Here is a 24,163-nt window from a genome sequence, read left to right as displayed (position 1 = left end):
CGTAATCCAAGCAATGGAAATCACTGCAGAAGGCATCGGCCGTGACGCAGAAGACCTAATGCGTAAAGTGAAAGCAGCCCAATACGTAGCAGCTAACCCAGGTGAAGTTTGCCCAGCGAAATGGAAAGAAGGTGAAGAAACACTCGCGCCATCTCTAGACCTAGTAGGCAAAATCTAAACGCTCTTAGAGCTTAACCAAACGCAGCAATAAACGGCATTCGTGTCCGTGTTGCACGCCCCGCAGTCACTTTTATGGCTTCTACCATTGGCTTGTAAAAGTGGGGGCGTGCACCCTTTAAATATATTATTAAATCAACATCAAAAGGGTCCCCTTTTTTAATTATCCCTTTTTAAATTCCTTCTGATGTTAAGCAGTCTTATAGAATAGGTATCAGTATGTTAGATCAAGCAATGAAGCAGCAATTAAAAGCGTATCTAGAAAACGTTAAAACCCAAGTTCAATTGGTTCTCAGCCTTGATGACAGTGATACGGCAAGCAAGATCGAATCTCTTGCTAATGACATCGCATCACTTAGCAGCAAAATTGACGTCGTACGCGACGATGCTGCAAGCCCGCGCAAGCCAGTCATGCGCGTTGTCAACCCAGAGAAGGGCACCGCTATTGGTTTTGCCGGTCTGCCAATGGGTCACGAATTTACGTCACTTGTGCTAGCGCTATTGCACACAGGTGGTCACCCAATCAAATTAGAAGCTGAAACCATTGAGCAAATCGCAGGACTAAACTCACCGCTAGATGTAGAGATCTTTATCTCTCTATCATGCCAAAACTGTCCAGAAGTGGTTCAAGCCTTCAATATGATGGCAGCCATTAACCCGCTGGTTAACGTTACTATGATCGACGGTGCAGCATTCCAAGATGAAGTGAAGCAGCGCGACATCATGGCAGTGCCAAGCGTGTTCATTAATGGTGAACTGTTCGGCCAAGGCCGTATGTCACTGAATGAAATTCTAAATAAAGTCGACACAGGGGCCGCGGAGAAAAAAGCCAATCAGCTAAATGAAACCGCGCCGTTTGATGTGTTGGTTGTCGGTGGTGGTCCTGCTGGCTCTTCAGCCGCTATCTATGCAGCGCGTAAGGGGATCCGCACTGGCGTGGTCGCGGAGCGCTTTGGTGGTCAGGTGATGGATACAATGGCAATCGAGAACTTTATTTCAGTCAAAGCGACCACAGGTCCTAAGCTGGTGGCAAGTTTAGAAGAGCACGTCAAAGAATACGGCGTTGAAGTCATCACTGAGCAGCGCGCGGCGAATATCATTGACGCGGAAGATACCGATGACGGTTACACCCACGTGGTACTAGAAAGCGGTGCAGTGCTAAAAGCTCGCTCTGTCATCACAAGTACGGGTGCACGCTGGCGCGAAATGAACGTCCCGGGTGAGCAAGAGTACCGCAACAAAGGCGTGGCCTACTGCCCACACTGTGATGGTCCACTATTCAAAGGCAAGCGCACAGCAGTTATCGGTGGCGGTAACTCAGGTATTGAAGCGGCGATCGACCTAGCAGGTATTGTTGAGCACGTTACGGTTCTTGAATTTGCGGATGTACTACGTGCAGACCAAGTGCTTATCGACAAAGCGAACAGCATGCCAAACATCGATATCATCACGATGGCTCAAACCACAGAAGTTCTGGGTGATGGCACGCGAGTGACAGGTCTTGAGTACAAAGATCGCAACACAGATGAAATCAAGCAAATCGAGCTTGCGGGTATCTTTGTTCAAATCGGTCTGGTGCCAAACAGTGAATGGCTAAAAGGGACAAAAGTCGAGCTATCACCACGCGGTGAAATCGAAGTTGATGCCCATGGCGCAACCAGCATGAAAGGCGTATTTGCGGCGGGTGATGTAACGACCGTTCCTTACAAGCAAATCATCATCGCGATGGGCGAAGGTGCGAAAGCAAGCTTGGGTGCGTTTGATTTCTTGATTCGCAACCCAGCGCCAGTGAAAGAGCAGGAATTGGCCTAACTCTATAAGATAAACTCCAGTTTGCCGCCTTCGGTTGAGGCGGCTTTTTTGTCCAACAAAGGCGAGCAAGTGATGTTGAGCCATTCTTTGCCTGTAGTTCTAATGGGGGCTGTGTAATAATTCTTCCAATAAAGTGTTTAATTTTGGTGCTTCATGCTTTCTTCTAATAATCCGTTTAGTTTTTTAAAGGCTCTGATTTGCCTGACATTGTATTTCTTTGTATTAAACCTGTTTTTCCCTCTAGTTTCTGATGATTTTGGTCACTTAATGGCCTCTGAGAATGTAGGAGGACTGCAGGCGGCGGTGCACTCATTTATGACCTGGAATGCTCGTACTGGTGAGTTATTACTATTGTTGCTAGGTGACTGGCTAAATGGTGTTACATACAGTATTTTCAATACTCTGATTTTCGCCTCCATTTTCTACTTTACTTATCAGATCCTCTATGTGAGGAAACCTTCGTCAACCAGTCACTCCTTGTCGATATTAGTGATGCTTACGATATTGATGCTAGGCTCTATCTTTGGCGCCGTTTTCTTGTGGCGGGCAGGCGCACTCAATTATGCCCTCTCGCTGAGTCTGTTTTTGGGCCATTTCGTATTGGTGAGATATTATGTAGCAGGGCAAACAACTTGGTTTGATCGTGCCTCGGTGGGTTCAGTAGTTGCCATCAGTATCTTAGGCTTTTTTGCGGGTATGAGTAGCTTTGATATGGGAGCGGTGGGTTTAGTCATTCATGCCGCATTCATCAGCTCCATTATCGCAACAAAGAGAGAGTGGAATTGGCGCTACGTTGCCTTGTCCGTGAGTTTTATCGCTGGATTTATAGTGTTGTATTTTGCACCGGGCACCCAAGCTAGAGCAGGACAAGCAGATAATGTCGGTGCAGGCGAACTCATTGGTTGGTTGTTTTCCGCACAGGCTCCGGACTTTTTTGCCTATGCCTTACTTAACATCGGCAAGTCAATGTTTAAAACGAATTACGTGGTAGCACTGGCCTCATTGATAGTCGTGTCATACTCGTTTGGTGTACTCAAAAAAGCCGAATTGCAAACATATCGTTCTCGGTTGGGTTGGGTTATGCTTCTGTCATCGTCCTACTACTGGCCTTGCTTATTGTTGAAGGTACAATGGCAGGGGATGCACTCGGAGCTGTAATTCTGGTCGCCAATGGCATTTTGTCCGCAGTCATAGCATCTATTCTTATCCTTAAGCCTCAGCGAAATGCCTACGCTCAGACACTTTTATTCATTTCATTGATTAGTGTGTTGCTGCTTGTTGATATTTCTGTCTATGTTATAAGTGGTTCCCCACCAGACGAGCATACTTTTTCGCCACTTACCTTTCGGCTCTCATTATCACGATGCTGGTGACCACATACTGGAGCAAAAGAAACACGCTTTTGGTTTTCGCTCCTATTTACTCGCTAGGTTTATTCTATGTATCTCTTGCTACCTATGGCCTATACAAAGTAGAGCTGGAGAGAGTCACTCTGCCTGCACTAGCACATACTGGTACCGAACCGCTAATCGTTGAAGATTATGCAATTCTTAATACTCCTCAGTTTTATGGTTGGGATTTCTTAGCGAAAGGAGAGAGTAATGAAAATAGTGGGTTAAATGAAAGAGTCGCTCAATACTACTCTTTGCCTAAAGTTGAACTAAAAAGTGAGCTTCAAGAGTTAGGGCCGTTGGAGTTCATTGACTACCTATCAACGCTCTCCCATGATAAATAACTAAGTCATTAAGTGCAGCTCATGTTTGGTGGGCTGCATATCTCATACTCTTCAAAAGTTATTGATATCTCACCCTCAAATAGAAATGTTAACTTTATAAAATTTACTTTTCTAGTGATACATTGGCATCCAAGTAAGTCGTAGTGAATGAACTTACTATAACGATAATTCGGAAATGGATGTCAATAATGAAATTAAAACAGTCCCGGCTATTTACGTTAATTAAGGTAGCTAGCACGAGTATCCTTGCGCTATGCTCCTTTAGTACTTTTGCACATCAGTCATGGCATGAACTGGAAAACGGCTTTGCTGAGCTTCCAACAGTCGTTGACTTACCATCCATAGCGATGAAGCAGATGCAGTTTGAAGTGTTAGATCGCAAAAGTAATCGTCTTGTCGGCGCTCTCAAATATCAGGGTGAGAAGGACAACAACCTTAGTTCAATTGCTTTAGTGGGCGATAAGCTGGTGGCGCAGTTGCATTGGAAGCAAGTGACTTACACCGTGACTTGGAGAAATGACGACTATTCGGTGCGGTCGCGAGTTCGGCCACATCTAATTGAAGATAATATTGTCCACTATACGCAAGCACAATCGAGATCTCGTAATTTTTCTCCCGACTATCAATCTTTCACTCAAGCAGATCAATCCTTACCTGCACCACCAATTAAGCGCGATACAGTTCATCAAATAGTGGTATTCGATCATTCCACCGTCCGTTATTTGACTGGGGATAGTGAGGTAACACCTGAGAATGTCGCTGTAGCTAGAGAACTATTGCAAGCAGATCTGGTGAATGCTGAACGAGCTTTTAATGAAACAGATATGAAAAAAGGGATCAAAAATCGCCTTATATTCGCTGATTTTGATTTTCCTCAAGAGTCTGGAACCATCGAAACAAGGGAAGCTGTACGCGCAATACCTGAAGTATCACGTCTTATCGCAATCAATGCTATTGATGTAGTGCAGATTATTACCGATAACAACCTAAACAGTGGCTGGGGAGGGATAGCTTACAGTGGTTTAGGGTATGACGAAGACAACATCAACCGCCCTGATTACTTCAGTGATCCTCCGTACTTTAATTTAGTGAAGGCAAATGCTATTGGTAATGGCCGCGTGAGTGCTCATGAAACCGGGCACAATTTAGGAGCAAATCACGATAGACATACCCTAGAGACGGGTGGTTGGGGAGCTGGCGGTGAACATCATTTTGGTGCCATTAACTATGGCTATATTAACCCTTCAGAAAGCCTTTATAGCATCATGGCCTACTATTCATCATGTTGGGAAACAGCAGACAGCTATTGTGAAGCGGTAGTCAGCTTTTCGAACTCGAAAAAACTTCATGGAATTGATCTCGGCCGTGCTGCTGGTGCGGAAGACAGTGCGGATATGGCGGCATTTTTACGAATCGCCGAGCAAGACATGATCCATCAGCGTTACGATATGCAGTCTCTCTCATTGTCTCAAAATTCGGACGGCTATCGTGTGGAGTGGCCTGATGTATCGGGTCTTTACGAGATTTATCGTAGTTACGATTGCGATCGACTCGATTTTCCCGATGAGTATGACTACGAGAGTGGTGTTGTCACCGTTACGGATAATAACTATGTTGATGTCACTCTTGATGATAACTATCGAGAGTGTGTCAGCGTGATAGGGATGTACAAGATTGAAGGTGCGGAAGGGGTAAGAAAGTCGGTGTTAGGTTCTGTCCTGGTACCGACAAAGCAAGCATCTAATATTGTATCGGATGCAAGTAATACCTATGTGCCTCAAATTAATAACGCGCCTTTCGCTCAGGTAGGGTTGTCAGCCCTTTAAGTGAAGATTCCAAATTGTATTTAGTGTCTTCTTTGGCCCCCTGTATCGAGCCAGATCCAAATGGTTACAGTTGCTTGAGGTCTTCTACAGCGGTGAACTATGACGATTTGGCCAATGAAACGGATCATCGTCAATTAGACTGGCTGAATAACTACTTTGATATCTCGATTGAGGTGCAGAGCGATGGAGTTCATTTGAGTGCGACATCTAAGTACTCAGAACGAGAACTCACTCAAAAGCTTGCCGATGATCTCGCTGGTCGCGTGATGGAAAAATATGGTTATGAGCGCTGGCTATTTCACGCGAAAGCCATTCCGGTAGAGCTACTGATTACAGAGCCTTCGCTAAGCTGGATGGGCGAGACTTATGAGAAGGTGGTGAGTAAAACCACAGTGAATTTCGATATCCGCCATTTGCTACGTAAAGAACCTATTTTGGTTGATGTAGACTATGTATCACTAGCACCAGCAGAGTTCGAGTTCGTACTAGGCGACATTAACCATTTCGATGGCTATCGAGTCGAGGTCGCTGGTAAAGAATTGAACATTAAACAAAGTGGGGGAAAGGCAATCCTAGACTTCAGCCATTTCGAGGCTGGTAATTATGCCGTGACTATATCCAATCAAGACTTCTCAGAAAAAGAGATTCAAGTTGTCAAACACGCCTCACCAATTATTGTTCATAGCTGTGAGATTGGGGAAGAAAGGTTATGTCGTATTCAATTAACAGGTAATCAGCAGCTTTCATCCGCAGTGATTGACCAATCTTCAGGGCTAAACTTTGCGTCTGAGCGAGTTGATGCGAAGAATAACGTCATTGACTTGCAAGCCCGTTTTTCTGAAGACTTAGAAGGTGAAACGTTGAGTATTGCTATTAGCTTTCAAACCAGTGAATTATCCGACTGGTATCCGCTCTCATTTGATATTGTGTTGCCGAAAAAGATTGAGCCAACGCCTGAAGTTGGGGGCGGAGGTAGCGGTAGTGGCGGCGGCGCAATTGGCCTTGAGGGACTTTTGGGGCTTGGCCTTGCCGCGTTTTCGGTAGTGGGAGTTCGTCGTCGTAGGACATTAGAAAAAGGCTTGATACAAAGTACTCCGGAGCCTACCTGGTCTTAGATTATGAGCCAAGGTAGGCTATTAGGTGAGTTTACAGTATGTAACGTACGTTTTTGTTTAGTTAACTCTGGTGTCCAATCACTAGCGCCATCTCATCCGCCTCTACAAGCGGTTTACCACGTAGGTCGCTGTAGCTTGCCTTGATTGCTAACCCATGAGGCTCAAGTTCCGCTTCGATCTGATCAAGTGAGAAGTGCTGCAGCCAGTTATATACGGTTTTTTCACTTTCTTCTTCATAGATCACGTATTTGTCCAGCGTCACTTTTTCATCTTGATAAGTGAAATTGGATTGGATGCACCAATAGTCTTTAGCACTCCAAAAACCGTTCATTGTGTTCTTGTCGAGCGTCACTGACTCGGTCTGGTTAGCAAACCTGGATGTCGTGTAGACATCGAGAGCAATAGACCCATTTGGTGCAAGCATCGACTTGAACTTAGCTAGTAACGACGAGCGCTGTGTTGGATTTAAAGCGCAGAAGTCGCACATCACCATAGTGATCAAATCAAACGTTCTTATTTCTTTATGGTCAAGGTAGTTGCCAAGACGATACTCAATCTCCAGCCCTGCTTGCTCTGCCTGTTGCTTGGCATAACGCAAAGAGTTTTCAGAGAAATCTAACCCCACAACCGTGCCAATACCACGTGATTTTAGCCGTTGAGTATAAAGTCCAGGGCCGCAACCAAAGTCGATGGTTTTGGAAGACGCATTTAGACCAAACTCGTTAACTAACCAGTCAACAGACTCATCGATGAATGCGAATGAACGCGATGCTGCTTCGATATCAGGGTTTAGGTGAAACGCGAGCATCTGTTTGGCAATATGTGCATCTGTCCACAGCAGATCGGCAGTGTAGGCTGACCAAACCTGTGGTTTTTCAGTAGCATCGTTCAGATTTTTGAACATGTTTTTGTAATTCCGACAATAAGTTAGTGTGTCGTCCTTACAGGATTGTTAGGTAGGATGATTAGCCTAACAACGCGCAAGGACGCAGAAATAAAGTAGTAGATAGAAAACGAATCATTGGAAGGTCCTCCTTGCTGTGTGATGAAATTTCAGCGGGAATTTATCAGTAAATTTGGTGGACAGCAAATGATTGAGTGCGGTTGAGTAAGTTGATTCAACTCCCATGATTTGCAAAGAACCTTTGTCGGTGAAGCATTCGGTGCCAGAGCAGTCAGGAAACACAAATTGTGACTCATTAATGATAGGGTAACATCGGCACCCTGATGAGGAGAGCTATTGAGAAGAAGAGGATCGTTGGGTTGTGAAGCGCGCAACTCCGCGGGAGCTGCGTGCTTTCAAACCATTTAGGGCTTAACCTTTAGCCTTAAATGTTACTTGGTATTCACCAAAGCCTTCATACTGAATCGTAGTTGGTTTATCAAAGGCCACTTCAACGATGCCACAGTAAGAACCTGTGATGATGGCTTCACCGGCCTGGAAGTCAACACCACGACGAGTCATGGTATTGATTAGCCAGTAAATTGGCGTTTGAGCCAGTTTATTGGGATGCTCACCGGCGAAGGTTTGCGTGTCGTCATCTTGGGAGACGGTAATGTTGATGCTAGCTGCATCAAATGCTTTTTCGCGAGGGAGTTCCGGCCCAATAAACAGCCCTTGGTTTACCAGACAGTCAGCGAGTTTTTCATAGAATTCAGCCCCGCTGTCGTCCGCAAAGCGTGACTGCATGAGCTCTAGCGCCATATGGCAGGAGCCGATAGCATCATTGATTTGCTCTTCGCTATAGCCTTCAGGGCTAGCGGGCAGCGCTTTGTCGAGTACGAAGGCGATTTCTGGTTCGACTCGTGCAACCTCGTTGTCTGCAAACAGCTGACACATATCACCAGTTTGTACACTGTCGGCAAAAATTGGCGCAACGACAAACTTATCGTCTGCGAGAGGAAGTAAACACTTCCAGCCACCCACCTTGTTACTGTGGAGATCAATCATTGATGATTGGATTTGCAGCGCATCGTCGAGTGTTTTTGGGCGGTGCGTTTCATTAAGACGTGGCGCTTTCGTGCCCGGCACTCGGCGTCTTAGTAGCTCAGAGGCAGCTAACTTAAAATTACTTGTCATACAATATCACCTATTTGGATTTCGAACGATAATAGCGGATTTTTAAGTGATTGGATAGTAGTCTCGCTTGGTGAATGAGATGCCCATCACTCACCGCTTTGAGTTTGGGAAATCCCTGACAGTTTCTCTCTAAATTCCTCGCGCTTTTCTCTTATGAACTCAATAAATAACTGAGACTTAAGCGGTAAATGTCGTTTGTCTGGGTAGACCAATAACATGGTTCTCTCTTGCGGAACCCAAGGCTCAAGCTGTGCTTTGGCATCGCCTGTGTTCAACTCATCGCGCAACAAGGAGTAGGTAGATAGCAGATGCCTGCATGATTAAGTGCGAGGGCTTTTGTCACAGTAAAATCATCGGAAATCATATCCGATTGGCTAGTGATCTCCACCTCTTCACCTCGGTAAGCAAAGCGCCAAGGTAGAAAGTAGCCTTCCACATGATTTCGAATACAGGGCAGTTGATAAAGGTCTAGAGGGTGAGAAGGTTCTCCATATTTGGCACAAAACGCCTTTGATGCGGCGAGTACATATTTAACCGGAGAAAGGGTTAGTGCGACAAGGTTTGAGTCATGCAGAGGACCAAGTCTAAAAGCAAAATCGATACTTTGTTTGGTGAGATCTTGAAACCGGTTTGATGAGGCAAGGTTGATGCGAATTGTGGGATAGCGAGCTCGAAACTCTGCCAGCATAGGTGCTAGCAAATCTTGGCTGAGTGCCTTTGGCGCAGAAACTGTCAAGGTTCCGATAGGTTGGTTTGCCATTTCTTCAGCATCACTATAGAGCTCCGAAACTGTGTCGGCGATCAGTTGTGCTTTGGGTAAGACTTGTGTGCCAAGTTCGGTTAGAGAAAGTGATCGGGTTGAGCGGTTAAGAAGTTTCCCTCCCAGATCATGCTCTAGTTGCTGGATCTTTCGACTGACCGTGGTCGTCGGTACATTCAGTTGTCGCGCAGCCTTAGCGAAGCTATTGAGTTCCACGACTTTAGCGAATAAAGGCAGTGCTGAAAGTTCTTTCATTCCGGTTTGATTCTTATTATCCAAATAAGGGATAGTAAAGTTCATTTTAACCCTCTAATCAATGTTTATGGGTTTAGCTATAGTAAATCCATACCAAGGCAGTACGCTGCTTAACCGGTGAAACTAACATAAGAACCAAGGGGTTTATGATGGAAATTCTAGTATTAGGCGCAACAGGCAACACAGGCTCAGAAGTCGTTAAGCAGCTAAAAGAGGTGGGAGCAGATTTTGGTGTGATGGCGCGTAGCGCTGATGCAGCTAGCAAGCTAGACCTAAACCCAAATCAGGTTCGCGTTAGTAACTACGACAATGTTGAAACAATGACGAAAGGCGCTTGAAGGTGTGAAAAAAATCTATGTAGCTATGCCCGCTCACGCGAGCAACAAGCAGTGGATTGAAAACACCATCGCCGCAGCGAAAGTGGCAGGGGTTGAGCTCATTGTTAAGCTCTCTGGTATGGGCGCAAAAGCGGATGCTGGCTCAGAAATTATTCGCACCCATGTTGTAACCGATGACATGGTCAAGGATTCGGGTATTGCGTATACCATCGTTCAACCAAACTCTTTTTTCCAGAATCTCTTTGGTAGCTTGCCGACCATCAATGCGATGGGGCAGTTCTTTTTGCCTTTAGCGCAAGCGAAACAGAGTGTTGTTGATATTCGTGATGTGGCAGCGGTGATTGTGACTGCGTTGACTCAGCCTGGCCATGAAAATCAAACTTATCTGGTCTCTGGGCCTGAATCGTTAACGTTTGCAGAGCAAGCTGAGGTGCTAACAGAGGTATCTGGTAAGCAAATTGAGTATGTTGATGTGCCAAAAGAAGCGGCTGAAGCTGCAATGAAAGAGGCCGGTATGGATGACTGGGCGGCAGAGAAACTCGCAGAAATCATGGCGTGGTTTGCAGAAGGTCATTATGCGACCGTTACAGATACGGTAGAGCGAGTGACGGGTCAAAAGCCAAGAACCTTCAGAGCATTTGCAGAAGAGTTCGCCGCAGTCATTGAAAAGTAAAGGACAAAACAAAGGGGCAACACATGCCCCTCTGTACTTTGGTTATTTTACAAGCTTAGAGACATAAGGCACATTTCTTAGCTTGTCATTCCAAGGCAGACCGTAACCGACGAGTAAGTCGTCGTTTTCCATCTCATAGGCATAAAGCTGCGGGAATGGAATATCAACTCTGCCCGGTTTGACAAACAGCGTCGCGATAGACAGAGATTTCGGTTGACAATTAGCTGATAGGTACTCAACCAGGCGTTTCATTGTGCCGCCGGACTCAATGGCATCATCAATAATGATGACATCTTTGCCTTCAATTTCGATATTCTGATGATAAACAATCTCGGATATGTTATTGCGATCACCTGGTGTATGAGGGCATGAGATGGTATCCATACTCACTTCAATCGTCAGCTGTCTTACTAGATCAGCGGTGAACAAGATACCGCCCGGTACCACAGAGATGACCACTACCTCTTTGAATTGTTGGTTGATAAGCTCTGCGACTGTCTTTGTGCCAGCTTGGATCTGCGCTTCACTCAGTACGACCTCGCCTAAATGCCGATTACGCATAGTGTTTCTCCATTGAGCCGCGATTCCTATAATGCGGCATACATTTATGTCTTGATATCCTAGCACCGAGATCATTTGTCTTCGTACGCTTTGCTGGAGTTTGAATCAAAATCTTTGACTACATCTCATATCCGGCCTTGATTTAGCGACCGAGTACTTTGAATTCCTGTTAGACCTTGTCAGCATAGTCCCATCTCTCTTTAAACTGTGTTACCTTGCCAGCCTTCGAGAGTGTTTTAGGTGCGATACAAGATGGAAAAGATCTACTTTGCTGGTGGCTGCTTATGGGGCGTACAAGAGTTCATGCGCCACTTACCAGGGGTGGCAAAAACCCAAGCTGGCAGAGCCAATGGCACAACTGATACCACAGCAAGCGACTACGACGGCTATGCTGAGTGTGTACTCACTGAGTTTGACCCAGATAAAGTGAGCGTAGAGCAGTTGATGGCGTTCTTTTTTGAAATCATCGACCCTATAGCCTCAATAAGCAAGGTGAGGACGTAGGACTCAAATACCGAACTGGAGTTTACAGTGTGAATCCGAAGCATCTTGAGCTTGCTGAGCAGTATATCGCAGCGCGTCCAGATGCCGATAAAATTGCGGTCGAGGTACTGCCTCTTAGCAATTACGTGAAGAGCGATGAAGAGCATCAAGATCGATTGACGCTACATCCGAATGATTATTGCCACATTCCTAAAAAGTTACTGCATAAGTACAAGGGCTAATTGGCGGAACATTTTAAAAGGGGCGAGCGCCCCTTTACTGGTTAACGCGCCTTCACAAGCTTGTCGACAACAAAACCGCGATTTCTCACCATCAGCCACATCAAGCCGCCAAACACGCCAATACAAAATTGAATCGTGCCGAGGTTGGCAATCAGAGACTCTGGTCGAATCGATACCAACAGCATACCTGCTGAGCCACAAATCATGGCGAAGAACTGAATTAATGCGACCGCGGAGCCGGTGTCCTTGTCTTGCTGATCAAGCATTAGGTTGGTTGCTGGTACGCGCATCATGATCACCATGAGTGTCGCAGGGGCGCACAGTAACGCAAATGCCCAAGGCGATGTATCACCAAAGTTCAGAGTCATTACGCCTACCGCAACCAATACCGCAAAACATCCAGAGATAACGTTCTGTACGGCGATGTGGCGTGAAAGCTTCATATATATGGTCGGACCAAAAGAGGCGACGATGGCATTGAATGAGAAGAAGTAGCTAAACTGCTGCTCGGTTAGCCCAAACTCGTTGATGTAGATGTAAGAGCCCGCTGCGAGAAAACCCATCAAGGCCATAGGAGCGATGGAGAAAACGCACAACAAAATCACAAAGCGCGGATTTTGAATCACGACACCAAGACGAGTCCAAGAGCGCACTAATGAGCCTGTGTAGCGGCTTTCCAAGGTCTCTTTGTAGCAAAACGCTAATAGTGATGCACACGCACCAAAAATCGCGAGCGTAACAAACATCATGCGCCAAGAAGCGATTTGCAGCAAAAATGCCCCCAATACGGGGCTACCATAGGGGCAATGATCACCAGCGACATAATGGTGGCCATGATGCGCTCGCGCTCGCGGCCTTCGAACATATCTTTAACGATGGCCGTCGATACTACGGTGATGGCGCTTCCCGCAAAGGCTTGTAAAACGCGCGAAGCAATAAGGTGTTCAATGCTGCCAGAAAGCGCACATAAGATACTAGCCAGCATATAGCTACCAATACCAACCAGCAAAATGGGCTTGCGGCCAAACTTTTCACTTAGTGGTCCCCAAAACAGAAGACCAACGGCGTAGGTGATGAAATAGCTACTTAATGTCAGGTTGACCATGGACTCGGTGGTATCAAAGGCATCGACCATAGTGGGCAGGGCAGGCAGGTACAAATCAATCGTCAGAGGGGAAAGGCGCTGATAATGACGAGGAAAAATAGGGTTCCTTTTGACCCCAGTACGGGTTGAGGTTGTTTCAAGCTTAAATCCTTCAAGTTGAGAATGTATTGAAGAGCGATAGAACGCATGCGTCAACTAGGGTTGCGAAAGGAAAGTTAGTTGACTAAGTCAACTAATTCTATCGTTATTCATGGTTAAGTCAACCAACGGATTGAAAAGCTTATCTATCGCTCTCTCCGGCTCTAAATTATTTTTTTGATATGAGCGTGCGCTCATCGAATTTTATTGGGGTTAGCGTGCTGAAATGACCTCTTAAATTGGCTATTTTGGGTGTATTTAAATTGTTGTTTTTAATGGGTATTTATTATTAGTTTCAGCTTGCCCTCAATGTTATGCTCCGTAAATCAATCGTGAGGAACACAGTGCCATTTGAGGCAACAGCAAATATATCGAGAAACTATGTATCAAAGTCATTCGCACTACCAAGACAAAACCTTTCATCAACACGACTTTTCACGGCAGGATTTATCGCAGTCTTCGTTCTCCAACTGCCAGTTCTACCAATGTGACTTTTCTCGGGCTGACTTATCTGATGCGAGCTTCGAGCATTGTAAGTTTATTGATCGTAGCGACTTGGAAGGCTGTCACTTCGTTTACGCTAACCTCAAGGATGCCAGTTTCAAGAGCTGTCAGTTGGCGATGAGCAATTTTGAAGGAGCGGATTGCTTTGGCGCTGAGTTTAGAGAGTGTGACCTCAAAGGCGCTAATTTTGTGAGAGCGCGATTTGCTAACCAAGTCAGCCACACCGTGTACTTTTGTTCCGTGTTTATTACCGGTTGTAACTTGTCTTACGCCAATTTTGAGCGTCAAACTATCGAGAAATGTGATTTGTTTGAGAATCGTTGGATTGGCGCAAATTTGCAAGGTGCGTCGCTGAAAGGATCCGATTTAAGTCGCGGCGTATTTTCGCCTGATTGCTGGCATCAATGTCGCCTCCAAGGTGCGGATCTATGCCATGTGGATCTAGAGGGACTCGATCCAAGACGCATCGATTTAACCGGAGTAAAGATCTGTGACTGGCAGCAAGCGCAGTTACTTGAGCCTCTCGGGTTAATTGTGATGCCAGCCTAATAGCCTTTAAGCAAGTCACCCAATAAACAATGGATTAACTACAATTATAGTGACAATCGGTCTAGTACAAGGATGCAAAATGAAAAGAGTGATAATCGCGGGAATCACCGCGTTGGCGTTGGCGGCTTGCAGTCAGCCAGAAAGCAAAACGGAGCAAGCGCTTGCTATTACGCCACAGAATATCGCCGGAGCATGGCAGTGTGAATATAAGCTAACGGATATCAAATCCAAGGTGCATGTCGCGTATGGGGAGAATGGCGAGTTTAGTGGTCGGGTGTTCTTAAATTACCCTGTGACGACAGGCAAAGGCGCGGTTAAGGTTGAGCTCGTCACGGGAGGCAGTTGGCAATTAGAGGGGACAATATTGACGGAGCGTTTTGAGGTGCTGAGTATGGCCACGGCCAATTCCAATGGCAATGAGTTATCTGAGCCTTTGGCAGAGGCACTACGAGAGTACCAACAGCTGACCACGGAAGTGGTTGAGCTATCGGCGACCACGATGACGCTTAAAGAAGTCGATGGCGAGCAAACCCAATGTACGCGGCGCGCTAACTGATTGTGATTGCTAGCCTAAATTAACCAATAGAAGAATGTATATTTTATAAAATCATATTTTGACTCTACCGGTTCCAGGATCTGAAACCAAATTAGCGTGATGTTAATAAAATGTTTCTGATTCTGAGGTTGGTGTCTAGTTTGGTGAGTGTTTCAGTGCGGTTTAATGCGCACTTTGAAACGATTGCTATTTGCAAAAAATCCTATTTGCAGAAATGACTATTGGAAACAATAGCAAATCGCAGCTTGCTTACACAATTAGACCAAAGAGACAAAAATAAATGGAATTGAACAAACTTTCTCTGGCCTTGGCAGCGTCCTTGGTTAGTTTCTCTGCGCTGGCGGATACAGCGCCAGTACCTCAAGTCATTGATGCCGACCACCATCACGCTCATGAAAGTGATGACCATGATGGCAATCTCGATACCGGCCCGTCTCAAGAGCGGGCAACCACCATCAATCCGCAGCCACGAGTGATGACATTCAGCGCCCAAGCTGCGGTTGAGTGCGATGTGTCCTCTTTCGCGACATCAAACAGCCAAACCCTTATCAATGAGCTGAAAACCCAAGGTGCCGGGTGCGTGAATGACTTGTTCTCCGCTGACAGCCAAACTCAAATCGACGCTTTCAGTTCAAACAACATGTATTACGTCGCCAAACATGCCACTGAGCTGGCTAAAACCTATTCTGGAACCGGTAGCACTGAGCTGGAAGCGTTGTTTCTGTATTTGCGTGCAGGCTACTACGCTGAGTTTTATAACGATGGCGTCAGTTTCACTTCTTGGGTGACGACAGCAGTTAAAGAAGCGGTCGATACCTTTGTGGCCAACACACATTTCTATGCCAGCAATGATGCGCACGGCAAAGTATTGGCAGAAGTGATCACCACCATGGACAGCGCTAGCCTACAACATGAATACTTAGACGTTATCGAGCAGTGGTTAACTCGCTGGAATGATGATTATGCTCAGCACTGGAATATGCGCGATGCCGTCAATGGTATTTTCACTATTTTGTATCGTGGCCAGTGGAGCAGTGCCTTTAAAACTGCTATTGCTGGGCGAGAATCTTTGGCGCGCAATCTGGCCTCGTTTGCAAAAGACAAATCTAAGCTCAATTCTTCCTCCGAATTTATGGCCGTTAATGCCGGCCGAGAATTGGCGCGTATGACGCAGTACACCAATACGGCCATCGCTCCTGTTGTGACATCAGAGCTTACCGTCCTGTTTGACCAATACACCATGTATGGCAACGGGGATGCAGTGTGGCTCGCTGCTGCGGATGTTGCGAGCTACTATGCGGATTGTGCCGAGTATGGCATCTGCGGTTTTGAAACCGAGCTTAAAAGCCTAGTATTGAGTCAAAATTACACCTGTAGCGATACAATTCGTATTCTCTCTCAAGATCTGACCCTTACTCAGCAGCAAGCTGCATGTGACAAGATGGGCTTTGAAGAAACACATTTTCACTTTGAGCTAGAAACTGGCAATCAGCCTGTTGCTGATGATTACAACACTCAGCTTCAAGTCAATATCTTCAACTCCAGTGATGATTACCGCAAGTACGCGGGGCCCATCTTTGGTATCGATACAAACAACGGGGGCATGTATCTAGAAGGGGACCCGTCGGTGCCGGGCAATGTGCCAAACTTTATTGCCTATGAGGCGAGCTATGCTAACCCGGATCATTTTATCTGGAACCTAGAGCATGAGTATGTGCACTACCTAGATGGCCGTTTTGATTTATATGGCAACTTCTCGACACCGACGGAAAAAGTGGTGTGGTGGAGTGAGGGGGTTGCAGAGTACATCTCAAAACAAAACGATAACCAAGCTGCGCTGGACACCATTGCCGATGGCAGCGCGTTCACCTTACAAGAGATATTTGAAACCACCTATGACGGGTTTGATGTCGACCGAATCTATCGTTGGGGCTACTTGGCGGTAAGGTTTATGTTTGAACGCCATAAAGAAGACTTAGCACATATGCTGGTGGAAACCAGACGCGGTGATTGGGCTGCTTACAAAGGTCACGTCAATCAGTGGGCAGTGCAATATCAAAATGAATTTGAACAGTGGACACAGCAACTGGTGGGCGGCATCCCAGTGCCTGATGTGTGTACGGGTAAAAACGCGACAGGCAGCGGCCGCGTAACGGCGGGTGAGGCGATTTGCCTCTCTTCAAGTGCCCCGCTGTGGCTCAGTGTCGAAGCGGTCAATGCTAGTAGCAGTGTTGTGATTTCCACCGGACACGGTAGTGGCGATTTAACGCTTCGTTATAACAACCAAGGTTGGCCGACAGGCTCGGCTTCCGACGTGGTTTCTTCGCAGCTTGGCAATGGCGAGTGTATTGTACTGGATAAGCAAGATAACTATTGGGGCTATATTCAGGTATCGGGCGAGTATAGTGGTGCATCGCTGATTGTTGAACTCGATACGACTGAATGTCGACGTTAGTTATTGTGAGAATGGATGAATCCCAGCGGTGGTGTGGCTGGGATTTTTTCTATGGGGTAGACCGCTATGCGCCACGCACAAAAAGATTTAGCGATTTTTAACAAACTTTTGGACATTTCCGAGTTACGACTGCTAAGACACTCTAGCCTTTCGGAATTCCATTAGTAATGCTGCCTGTTGGCAAACTGGTAAGCAGTTTGCAAAAACTCCTTTTACCATCTTGAAAAAGCGTTAATTTGAACTGGCATATTCATGTACTTCTCAAATCTCGAACGGCATTGGCGTAGATATTACTTATTCCCATTTCCATTTTGATACGAGCTGAACTATTGGCAGAATGTACTAGTATTTTTGGTGGTTTGAAACGGTTTACAATTACCTGTTCTTCTATCCACACGACGACATCGTAGCCAGTCCCGAGCGTATCATCTCCAAGATCATGATCTAAGCTAATTTCTTCCACCTCTCCAGACTGAAGTAACTCTATAGCCTCTTCGGGCCAATATACTCGCTTCCATCCCTCGGGAGCTGTTCTTTCATCATCAAGGTATACTTTCATATGATCACCGTAATCAATAGAAACATTTAATCCGAGAATGGTTGATTTACGACAGACTTCCAAATTAGTTTGTTCTCTATCTCAACCCAAATCATGTCGGCCTCTTCAAGTTTGTGATAAATATCCATTTTGAGTAGTTTATGCATAAACAAAGAATCTAAGAAGCCATGCGTTGGAATCAAAGATGGCTTATCAAGCCTCCTTTTCATTAAAAAACCAGACTGTAAATCTCTAAGTTGAAAGTCGCCTAGTTCTATCAGAACGTCGTCTACCCCATAGGTCTCTGAATATTTATTTTGCATCACATTAACACTAAACTCAGGAGGGGCTGTCTTAAGCCCCTTAAGTTCCTCCGGAACTAACCACTGTTCTAACAGCCAATGCTCTGCTTCCAGTAGTTGATTGAGAAAAGTTGAGTACTCTGAATTTGGTGAGAAGGGGAAAAAAGCTTGCCGCCTAACGGTCACGTGAAGTTGCAGCTCATTAATATCAAGGGGTTCAAAATGAAGACCGCCTCTGAATATTGGATATCTCCAGTGTGATTCAAGATCATGAAGAGGGTAACAGGTAGGACAACCTCGATCTCGGCGAAGGTCATCCCAATCTTCATTGGCAAATATATCAAGGGTAGACTTCCTGTAAGAGAGACAGTCACTAATTCCAATCCACTCTCCGCGTTTATTCAAGCAATGTACTCGGATAGGATCGCACTCGACATCATAACCAACAGATTTACTACTGTTTGATTTATACTTGTGACGCATATTTTCTGTTATTGCCAGTATAACGGCTAGTCTATTTGCGAATTTCTTGATCGACTCAGATGTCCAATTGTTTATGTGATTGAATGACCTTTCTTCGGATTCGAGCATGCGTTTATTTCCTCATTCTACCTGAAACAATCAGAGTAGAGGTAATTGCGTCATCTAATGTCACATCGCTATATGAGGAGCATGTGAAGTGGCTATTCTGTAGCAGTCAAGTTTAGACACCTTATCTATATTATCTAACATCGTATCTACAATATCTTTTGTCACCCAATGTAAAGAAATTCCCGAGCTATCAATCTTTAAATACCCATGAGGTCGAGGAGACAATACACTGATGTTTTCCAGCAATGAATCTAAAAAATAGCCAATCGATTTCCTAGCTATACGATATTCAGCACCTTCCTCATGGATTAGACGCCAACTACAATAGGTCGCCATTTCGTATGGTGGCTTTTCTTGAAGGCTGCCAAAGAAAATGAAGCCCTTGGCATCCATCAGCTTTGGATAGATATCGAGTATTTCTAAGACAACTTGTTCTCGTGTTTTCATGTCACATAATCACCAATGCTTTTATTAACATTCAGGATAGCGACTTGAACGACATCTAATGTCTCATTGATGTATATGGGCGCGACATTACGTGACGCCTGTCGACGTAACATTACCTAACATACTAAATAATATGCAAAAATAATTAGGGTTAGGCCACAGTATGAGCGACGTAGTTCAAGAGCGTAGAAGGAAGAGTGCTATTTTAAGAAACTTAGTTATGGTTGATCGCATACCTGTTTACCCTCAACGAGGCTTAACAACTGCAGCAATCCATCAAGCTTTACTTGATGAAGGTTATGAGATTTCCAAAAGAACTGTTCAAAGAGATCTTGAAAAACTTGCTGATTGGGCAGCATTGGATTTCGAAGATGACGAGTTTGGTCTAAGACGTTGGTTTAGAGCTATCAAAAAGTCAGATGTAATAGATCTTGTACCTGCATCCGAAGCGTTCCTTCTTGTGCTATCGCAAAAACTACTTCGTAAGGCTGTTCCACTAAATATGTCTGACAAGCTGGAAGAATGGTATAACAAAGCCGATGCCAAATTGTCCTCAAGGCACTTGTTCTCAAACTGGAAAAGCAAGGTATATGTCGTTTCTGATAGTTACCCACTAATCTATGATGAGCATCACATCGATGAGGAGCATAGAAGGGTAATCTATGATTGCGTCCTCAATGAAGAGCAAATAAAAATTTCATATCAATCAGATAGTTCAGAGCGAATCAAAGACTATATCCTTAACCCACTAGGTTTGATAATCAGAGATCAAAGTCACTACCTAGTGGCGACGAAAGATATAACTCCTGAAACGCCTCAACTTTTTTTATTCCACAGGATTTCATGTGCTGAGAAGGTGTATTTGGACATAACTACACCAACGTCGTTTTCCATTGAAGACTACTTTGCGAAAAATCCGACTGGCTGGCTACTTGGAGACAAAGTTGAGGAGATTGTACTGAAGGTAAAGGGTTACGCATTAGATGTCGTGACACACAATAAGCTTGCGCAAGATCAAGTTTTGGAACAGTACGATGATACATGGTGGAAAGTGACTTTTTCATGTTACCCCACCTACGACTTGATAAGTTGGATACTCAAGTTTAGCCAAGATGTGGTTTGTGAGGCGCCGAGCGAACTAAGAAATAATGTATTTAAGAGACTAAAACGCTCTTTGGACAACTATAAATAGAGGATATATGGACACCATCAAACTCAAGACACCTGAAAGCATGACGTTACCGGAGGATACTCAGATGGTAACTCAATTTAAACAGTGGTTTCTTGATATTCAAGATAATGCGATTCAGGAAAAGAAAGCTAAAGCCAAAGCAAAGGGAGATGAAAGTCAATGGAAGAGAGAGATCTGGAAAAGTCCTGCAAAAAATGCCGCCATTAAACATAGATTTCGAGACGAGGGAGAGCGATTGGGTTTTAAATCACGACCATCCTACAAAACAAACGCAGGTGAATGGCTATATGACTTCGTTTGGCGTGAGTTCGATGATCATAACCACTTGAAACGCGTTGCTCTTACTATGGAAATTGAAGTTTCTGATCAAAGCTTCATGTATGATTTCAACAAGCTGCTTCAGGCTGAATCTAGATACAAGATCATGGTTTTTCAGGTCAAAACTGAAGTTGAGGTTGAAACAACTTTTCGGGCGCTACAAAAGGCTGCGACCATTTATGAAACCCGAGTCCCGAGCCATTACTTACTTGTAGGGTGGTGTACTTCAAACAACCGCTTCTCTTTTTTCGACTTCAAGAAAAATTGTAGCGAGTAAACGATAATAGCCTCACCCAGACGAATGGCGGCAAACGTTAGCTGTCGCCAATATGCATGTCGATACGATAACAAAACTTGCTTTGCATGAGCTTTCAATAATAGAAATGTTGGTCAATGTAATCGATGCTGTTTAGTGAAGAGTAACAACTCTGAGTGAGAAAGGGGCATTTCTGTGCTTCACGCTCCGTCAACACAACTCCGCACATACACCGTGCAATTACCCTGAATTTCAACCCTCGACAAACTTCCAAAGGACAAAAAAGCCAGCTTGCGCTGGCAAACCTTTCTTCACTAGCCATCAGAGCTTGCTTTCATCTGGCTAACACGTGAAAGGAACACGGGAGAGGAAGGGATTAAATCGGACGCGTCGCGTCCTTGAGCCAATCAAGCGTATCGCCAGCAAGATAGGGTGATAGTAATTCGAATACTTGTTGATGATAGTTATTGAGCCATGCGCGCTCTGTGGACTCGAGCATTTCAGTGTTTAAAAGGTTGGTTGCAATTGGCGCAATGGTGATGGTTTCAAAGCCATAGAACTCACCAAACTCATTCGAGGTACGTGGTACTACCTTCATGATGTTTTCAATGCGAATGCCGTATTCGCCTTCACGATAGACACCAGGTTCGTTGGTGATCACCATGCCAAGCTCTAGCGCCACTTCTTTGATGTTTTGGGAGAAGTTTTGCGGCCCTTCGTGCACGTTCAAGCAGACGCCCACACCATGACCAGTACCACATTTATAATCAATGCCATGCTGCCAGAGTACGCCTCGCGCGAGGATATCGAGGTTCGCTCCTGTGGTGCCTTTTAAGAACTGCGCGGTCGTTAGACGGATAACAGCTTTGAGTACCAAGGTGTAATCGATACGCTGCTGCTCAGTTGGCTGGCCGTAATGGAAAGTACGGGTAATATCTGTGGTGCCACCCGGATATTGGCCGCCAGAGTCGACCAAAAACAGATTGCTTTCATCGACGGTCGCATTGCTTTGTTCGTTGGCAGCATAGTGCATTTTGGCGCCATGTTCTGCAAAGCTGCAATGGTTCTAAAGCTGTCGGATAGATAACCATCAAGCTGTTTGCGGTAGCCTTGTAGCTGCTGCTCTGCAGCTAGCTCAGTCACTTGGCCACTCGGAACCTGCTGCTCTAGCCAGTGCATAAAGCGCACCATGGCCACGCCATCTTGAATCAGGGTTTGTTCCATGGAAGCCAGCTCGGTTGGATTCTTCTGCGCCTTCATTTTGGTGACGACACATGGGGTATCGACCAAAGATATGGTCAGATTGATCGAGCTGGCGAGTAGGCTGTCAGTATTGGTTGAGCTAAAGTGAAGCTTGGTCTTGCTGGGTAGCAAGTTGATGGTGTCTGAGACTTTGCCGTAGTCGAGCGTCACAATACCAGCGTCTAACAGCTGCTTTTCAAGCGCGGCATTGATTTTTAATCGGTCGATGAATAAATGGCAGCTTTGTGCAGTAATCAGTAAGTAAGCCTCTGAAATTGGGCAGTAGGGCGTGTCTGCGCCACGAATGTTTAGGCTCCACATGACATCGTCAAGGGTAGAGACCAGCAGCGCTTGTGCCTCCTCATCGCGCAGGTAGTCGCGCAGTCGGGTGAGCTTGTCATCCACCGACTCACCGGCATAGGCGATATCATGGCCAAAGATAGGCGCTTGTGGGCGCAGCGGACGCTCTTGCCAAATCGGTGTTAGGATGTCAGCTAGTTCAATGCGAATGCCTTTTGGGGTCAGCTCTTGCTCTAGCTGCTGATAGAACGCGTAGCTGATAGAGCGGCCATCGACACCGACCACTGACTGTGTCGGTAGCGTTTGTGCCAACCACTTAGCAATGGATGGCGTTTCCGCTTCTTTTGCTTTGAACAGTGACAAGCTAGTACCAGATAGCTGCTCTTCGGCTTGAATATAGTAACGGCCATCTGTCCATACCCCGCCACCTTGAGCGGTGACCACGGCATCGCCTGCGGAGCCCGTAAAGCCAGAGATCCAACTGCGCGCTAGCCAATGAGCTGCTGAGTATTCGCTGTTGTGTGGATCATTATTGGTGACGATATACGCGCTGTAGCCACGCTGTTTCATGGCATTGCGCAGAAGAGCTAATCGCTCACAAATTGGGTTCTGTTTCATACAGGAGACGTTCCTAATGTCGAGTGAGTACAAAAAATATGGTGATGCTGGTTACCCGTTTTCGTGGGTGGTTGCTGTCCACATTGCTCCGTTGCATCTGGGCAGCGCGTCCTAAATACGCAGCCGCTTGGCGGATTGAGTGGAGAAGGTAAATCTCCACTCAAAAGTTGAATATCGCGCGCTTTGGCGAGTGTCGGATTGGCGATGGGCACGGCGGAAAGGAGCGCTTTGGTGTAGGGATGTTTCGCCTCATCAAACACTTGCTGATAATGTCCTACCTCCATCGGTTTGCCAAGATACATCACCATCACGCGATCGCTGATGTGTCGAACCACACTCAGATCGTGAGCAATCATGACTAAGGTCAGACCCATCTCTTTTTTTAAGTCATCGAGTAAGTTAATGACCTGGGCTTGAACCGAAACATCCAATGCACTGACTGGCTCATCACAGACGACAAGATCAGGATTAAGGATCAGCGCTCTTGCAATGCCGACACGTTGGCATTGACCGCCTGAAAACTCATGGGGATAGCGATTACGCTGGCTCGCCAACAAGCCAACTTTGTCCATCATGGTGATGACACGTCGCTCAACTTCTTGTCGCTTGAGCTGAGGTTCGTGAGTGAGAAGCGGTTCGGCAATGCACTCTGCGATGGTTAGCCTTGGGTTCAAACAGGCAGAGGGGTCTTGGAATACCATTTGAAATTCACGGCGGCGGCGAGCAAGTTCGGCTTTACCAAATGCGCGCATATCTTCACCTTTCCAGATGAGATCGCCGTGTGTTGGTTCAATCAATCTCAGCAGCGCACGCGCAAGTGTCGATTTGCCGCAGCCAGATTCACCCACGATTCCTAAGGTTTCACCACGATAAACATCGATATCAATGCCATTGACGGCCTTAACCACCTTACGTTTGCTGGCGATAAGGTGCTTTTTGACCGTAAAGTGTACTTGCAGATCTTGCGCCGCCAATAGTATTTCTTTGCGTTGCAT

At 45.7% G+C, this 24,163-nt stretch carries 20 protein-coding genes and 4 pseudogenes; 14 read left to right on the top strand and 10 right to left on the bottom strand.

The genetic code is table 11. The annotated features are described in order from the left end of the window. The 6 genes and pseudogenes from TZ48_RS00425 to TZ48_RS00400 all read left to right on the top strand — a co-directional run. Positions 1-178: pseudogene (locus TZ48_RS00425) on the top strand (peroxiredoxin); the annotation flags it as partial. Positions 179-396: 218 nt separating this feature from the next. Then, on the top strand, positions 397-1,989 hold the full coding sequence (ahpF, locus tag TZ48_RS00420) for an alkyl hydroperoxide reductase subunit F (RefSeq protein WP_112477847.1): 1,593 nt from the start codon (positions 397-399) through the stop codon (positions 1,987-1,989). A 153-nt stretch (positions 1,990-2,142) separates the two neighbouring features. After that, a complete protein-coding gene (locus TZ48_RS00415) occupies positions 2,143-3,147 on the top strand; it encodes a DUF6056 family protein (RefSeq protein ID WP_162674424.1) in 1,005 nt (334 codons plus the stop codon). A gap of 244 nt (positions 3,148-3,391) precedes the next feature. Continuing rightward, a complete protein-coding gene (locus TZ48_RS00410) occupies positions 3,392-3,724 on the top strand; it encodes a hypothetical protein (protein ID WP_112477845.1) in 333 nt (110 codons plus the stop codon). Between the two features lie 188 nt (positions 3,725-3,912). Next, on the top strand, positions 3,913-5,550 hold the full coding sequence (locus TZ48_RS00405; RefSeq protein ID WP_162674423.1) for a M12 family metallo-peptidase: 1,638 nt from the start codon (positions 3,913-3,915) through the stop codon (positions 5,548-5,550). A gap of 92 nt (positions 5,551-5,642) precedes the next feature. Further along, entirely contained in the window at positions 5,643-6,665 is a 1,023-nt protein-coding gene (locus TZ48_RS00400; protein ID WP_112477843.1) for a hypothetical protein, read from the top strand. A 61-nt stretch (positions 6,666-6,726) separates the two neighbouring features. Here TZ48_RS00400 and TZ48_RS00395 read toward each other — a convergent pair whose 3' ends face one another. The 3 genes from TZ48_RS00395 to TZ48_RS00385 all read right to left on the bottom strand — a co-directional run bounded on the left by TZ48_RS00395 (position 6,727) and on the right by TZ48_RS00385 (position 9,805). Next, positions 6,727-7,569, bottom strand: coding sequence for a class I SAM-dependent methyltransferase (locus TZ48_RS00395; RefSeq protein ID WP_112477842.1), 843 nt, complete (start codon positions 7,567-7,569; stop codon positions 6,727-6,729). 411 nt (positions 7,570-7,980) lie between these two features. Further along, positions 7,981-8,745: a hydratase gene (locus TZ48_RS00390; protein WP_112477841.1), complete on the bottom strand. Its 765-nt coding sequence runs from the start codon at positions 8,743-8,745 to the stop codon at positions 7,981-7,983. A 271-nt stretch (positions 8,746-9,016) separates the two neighbouring features. Continuing rightward, the gene (locus TZ48_RS00385; RefSeq protein WP_239670620.1) at positions 9,017-9,805 is read right to left on the bottom strand and encodes a LysR family transcriptional regulator; all 789 of its coding nucleotides are present in this window, start codon (positions 9,803-9,805) and stop codon (positions 9,017-9,019) included. A 104-nt stretch (positions 9,806-9,909) separates the two neighbouring features. On the opposite strand from TZ48_RS00385, the gene TZ48_RS24545 reads away from it, so the two are divergent. Together TZ48_RS24545 and TZ48_RS00380 are read left to right on the top strand one after the other, a co-directional pair. Continuing rightward, positions 9,910-10,098: a Rossmann-fold NAD(P)-binding domain-containing protein gene (locus TZ48_RS24545; RefSeq protein WP_239670619.1), complete on the top strand. Its 189-nt coding sequence runs from the start codon at positions 9,910-9,912 to the stop codon at positions 10,096-10,098. 4 nt (positions 10,099-10,102) lie between these two features. Next, complete coding sequence (locus TZ48_RS00380; protein ID WP_239670618.1) at positions 10,103-10,771, top strand: NmrA family NAD(P)-binding protein; 669 nt, start codon at positions 10,103-10,105, stop codon at positions 10,769-10,771. Positions 10,772-10,813: 42 nt separating this feature from the next. Here TZ48_RS00380 and TZ48_RS00375 read toward each other — a convergent pair whose 3' ends face one another. Next, positions 10,814-11,332 (bottom strand): phosphoribosyltransferase, encoded by a 519-nt coding sequence (locus TZ48_RS00375; protein WP_112477840.1) that lies wholly within the window; start codon positions 11,330-11,332, stop codon positions 10,814-10,816. A gap of 252 nt (positions 11,333-11,584) precedes the next feature. On the opposite strand from TZ48_RS00375, the pseudogene TZ48_RS00370 reads away from it, so the two are divergent. Next, positions 11,585-12,057: pseudogene (locus TZ48_RS00370) on the top strand (peptide-methionine (S)-S-oxide reductase). Positions 12,058-12,098: 41 nt separating this feature from the next. Here the strand turns inward: TZ48_RS00370 and TZ48_RS00365 are convergent. Then, positions 12,099-13,302: pseudogene (locus TZ48_RS00365) on the bottom strand (multidrug effflux MFS transporter). A gap of 379 nt (positions 13,303-13,681) precedes the next feature. Here TZ48_RS00365 and TZ48_RS00360 point away from each other — a divergent pair. From TZ48_RS00360 to TZ48_RS00350, 3 genes are all read left to right on the top strand, one after another. After that, on the top strand, positions 13,682-14,353 hold the full coding sequence (locus TZ48_RS00360; protein WP_112477839.1) for a Qnr family pentapeptide repeat protein: 672 nt from the start codon (positions 13,682-13,684) through the stop codon (positions 14,351-14,353). 79 nt (positions 14,354-14,432) lie between these two features. Then, a complete protein-coding gene (locus TZ48_RS00355) occupies positions 14,433-14,909 on the top strand; it encodes a hypothetical protein (RefSeq protein ID WP_112477838.1) in 477 nt (158 codons plus the stop codon). 280 nt (positions 14,910-15,189) lie between these two features. Further along, positions 15,190-17,364 (top strand): M9 family metallopeptidase, encoded by a 2,175-nt coding sequence (locus TZ48_RS00350; protein ID WP_112477837.1) that lies wholly within the window; start codon positions 15,190-15,192, stop codon positions 17,362-17,364. A gap of 250 nt (positions 17,365-17,614) precedes the next feature. Here TZ48_RS00350 and TZ48_RS00345 read toward each other — a convergent pair whose 3' ends face one another. Genes TZ48_RS00345 through TZ48_RS00335 form a run of 3 tightly spaced genes read right to left on the bottom strand, consistent with a single transcriptional unit; the run spans position 17,615 to position 19,242 of the window. Next, positions 17,615-17,923, bottom strand: coding sequence for a cyclic-phosphate processing receiver domain-containing protein (locus TZ48_RS00345; RefSeq protein WP_112477836.1), 309 nt, complete (start codon positions 17,921-17,923; stop codon positions 17,615-17,617). 26 nt (positions 17,924-17,949) lie between these two features. Next, positions 17,950-18,795 (bottom strand): hypothetical protein, encoded by an 846-nt coding sequence (locus tag TZ48_RS00340; protein WP_112477835.1) that lies wholly within the window; start codon positions 18,793-18,795, stop codon positions 17,950-17,952. Between the two features lie 60 nt (positions 18,796-18,855). Continuing rightward, positions 18,856-19,242, bottom strand: a complete 387-nt coding sequence (locus tag TZ48_RS00335) for a hypothetical protein (protein WP_112477834.1) — start codon at positions 19,240-19,242, stop codon at positions 18,856-18,858. Between the two features lie 163 nt (positions 19,243-19,405). On the opposite strand from TZ48_RS00335, the gene TZ48_RS00330 reads away from it, so the two are divergent. Further along, entirely contained in the window at positions 19,406-20,434 is a 1,029-nt protein-coding gene (locus tag TZ48_RS00330) for a helix-turn-helix transcriptional regulator (protein WP_112477833.1), read from the top strand. 7 nt (positions 20,435-20,441) lie between these two features. Next, the gene (locus TZ48_RS00325; RefSeq protein ID WP_112477832.1) at positions 20,442-21,029 is read left to right on the top strand and encodes a hypothetical protein; all 588 of its coding nucleotides are present in this window, start codon (positions 20,442-20,444) and stop codon (positions 21,027-21,029) included. Between the two features lie 355 nt (positions 21,030-21,384). Here the strand turns inward: TZ48_RS00325 and TZ48_RS00320 are convergent. Together TZ48_RS00320 and TZ48_RS00315 are read right to left on the bottom strand one after the other, a co-directional pair. After that, positions 21,385-23,168 (bottom strand): annotated as a pseudogene (locus TZ48_RS00320) (aminopeptidase P family protein). Continuing rightward, a complete protein-coding gene (locus TZ48_RS00315) occupies positions 23,165-24,163 on the bottom strand; it encodes an ABC transporter ATP-binding protein (protein ID WP_112477831.1) in 999 nt (332 codons plus the stop codon). The pseudogene TZ48_RS00320 and the gene TZ48_RS00315 overlap by 4 nt, the downstream one beginning before the upstream one ends.

It is taken from the genome of Vibrio variabilis (assembly GCF_003263785.1).
Taxonomy (GTDB): Bacteria; Pseudomonadota; Gammaproteobacteria; order Enterobacterales; family Vibrionaceae; genus Vibrio; species Vibrio variabilis.
Note: the sequence above shows the minus strand (reverse complement) of the source record. Positions and strands in the feature narration are given on the sequence as shown.

What these genes read in the sequence shown, in the direction of transcription:
- TZ48_RS00355 (WP_112477838.1), top strand. Translation starts at nt 14,433, where the DNA reads ATGAAAAGAGTGATAATCGCGGGAATCACCGCGTTGGCGTTGGCGGCT.
- TZ48_RS00350 (WP_112477837.1), top strand. Translation starts at nt 15,190, where the DNA reads ATGGAATTGAACAAACTTTCTCTGGCCTTGGCAGCGTCCTTGGTTAGT.
- TZ48_RS00415 (WP_162674424.1), top strand. Translation starts at nt 2,143, where the DNA reads ATGCTTTCTTCTAATAATCCGTTTAGTTTTTTAAAGGCTCTGATTTGC.
- TZ48_RS00405 (WP_162674423.1), top strand. Translation starts at nt 3,913, where the DNA reads ATGAAATTAAAACAGTCCCGGCTATTTACGTTAATTAAGGTAGCTAGC.
- TZ48_RS00345 (WP_112477836.1), bottom strand. Translation starts at nt 17,923, where the DNA reads ATGAAAGTATACCTTGATGATGAAAGAACAGCTCCCGAGGGATGGAAG.
- TZ48_RS00340 (WP_112477835.1), bottom strand. Translation starts at nt 18,795, where the DNA reads ATGCTCGAATCCGAAGAAAGGTCATTCAATCACATAAACAATTGGACA.
- TZ48_RS00330 (WP_112477833.1), top strand. Translation starts at nt 19,406, where the DNA reads ATGAGCGACGTAGTTCAAGAGCGTAGAAGGAAGAGTGCTATTTTAAGA.
- TZ48_RS00360 (WP_112477839.1), top strand. Translation starts at nt 13,682, where the DNA reads ATGTATCAAAGTCATTCGCACTACCAAGACAAAACCTTTCATCAACAC.
- TZ48_RS00390 (WP_112477841.1), bottom strand. Translation starts at nt 8,745, where the DNA reads ATGACAAGTAATTTTAAGTTAGCTGCCTCTGAGCTACTAAGACGCCGA.
- TZ48_RS00395 (WP_112477842.1), bottom strand. Translation starts at nt 7,569, where the DNA reads ATGTTCAAAAATCTGAACGATGCTACTGAAAAACCACAGGTTTGGTCA.
- ahpF (WP_112477847.1), top strand. Translation starts at nt 397, where the DNA reads ATGTTAGATCAAGCAATGAAGCAGCAATTAAAAGCGTATCTAGAAAAC.
- TZ48_RS00325 (WP_112477832.1), top strand. Translation starts at nt 20,442, where the DNA reads ATGGACACCATCAAACTCAAGACACCTGAAAGCATGACGTTACCGGAG.
- TZ48_RS00315 (WP_112477831.1), bottom strand. Translation starts at nt 24,163, where the DNA reads ATGCAACGCAAAGAAATACTATTGGCGGCGCAAGATCTGCAAGTACAC.
- TZ48_RS00375 (WP_112477840.1), bottom strand. Translation starts at nt 11,332, where the DNA reads ATGCGTAATCGGCATTTAGGCGAGGTCGTACTGAGTGAAGCGCAGATC.
- TZ48_RS00385 (WP_239670620.1), bottom strand. Translation starts at nt 9,805, where the DNA reads ATGAACTTTACTATCCCTTATTTGGATAATAAGAATCAAACCGGAATG.
- TZ48_RS24545 (WP_239670619.1), top strand. Translation starts at nt 9,910, where the DNA reads ATGGAAATTCTAGTATTAGGCGCAACAGGCAACACAGGCTCAGAAGTC.
- TZ48_RS00335 (WP_112477834.1), bottom strand. Translation starts at nt 19,242, where the DNA reads ATGAAAACACGAGAACAAGTTGTCTTAGAAATACTCGATATCTATCCA.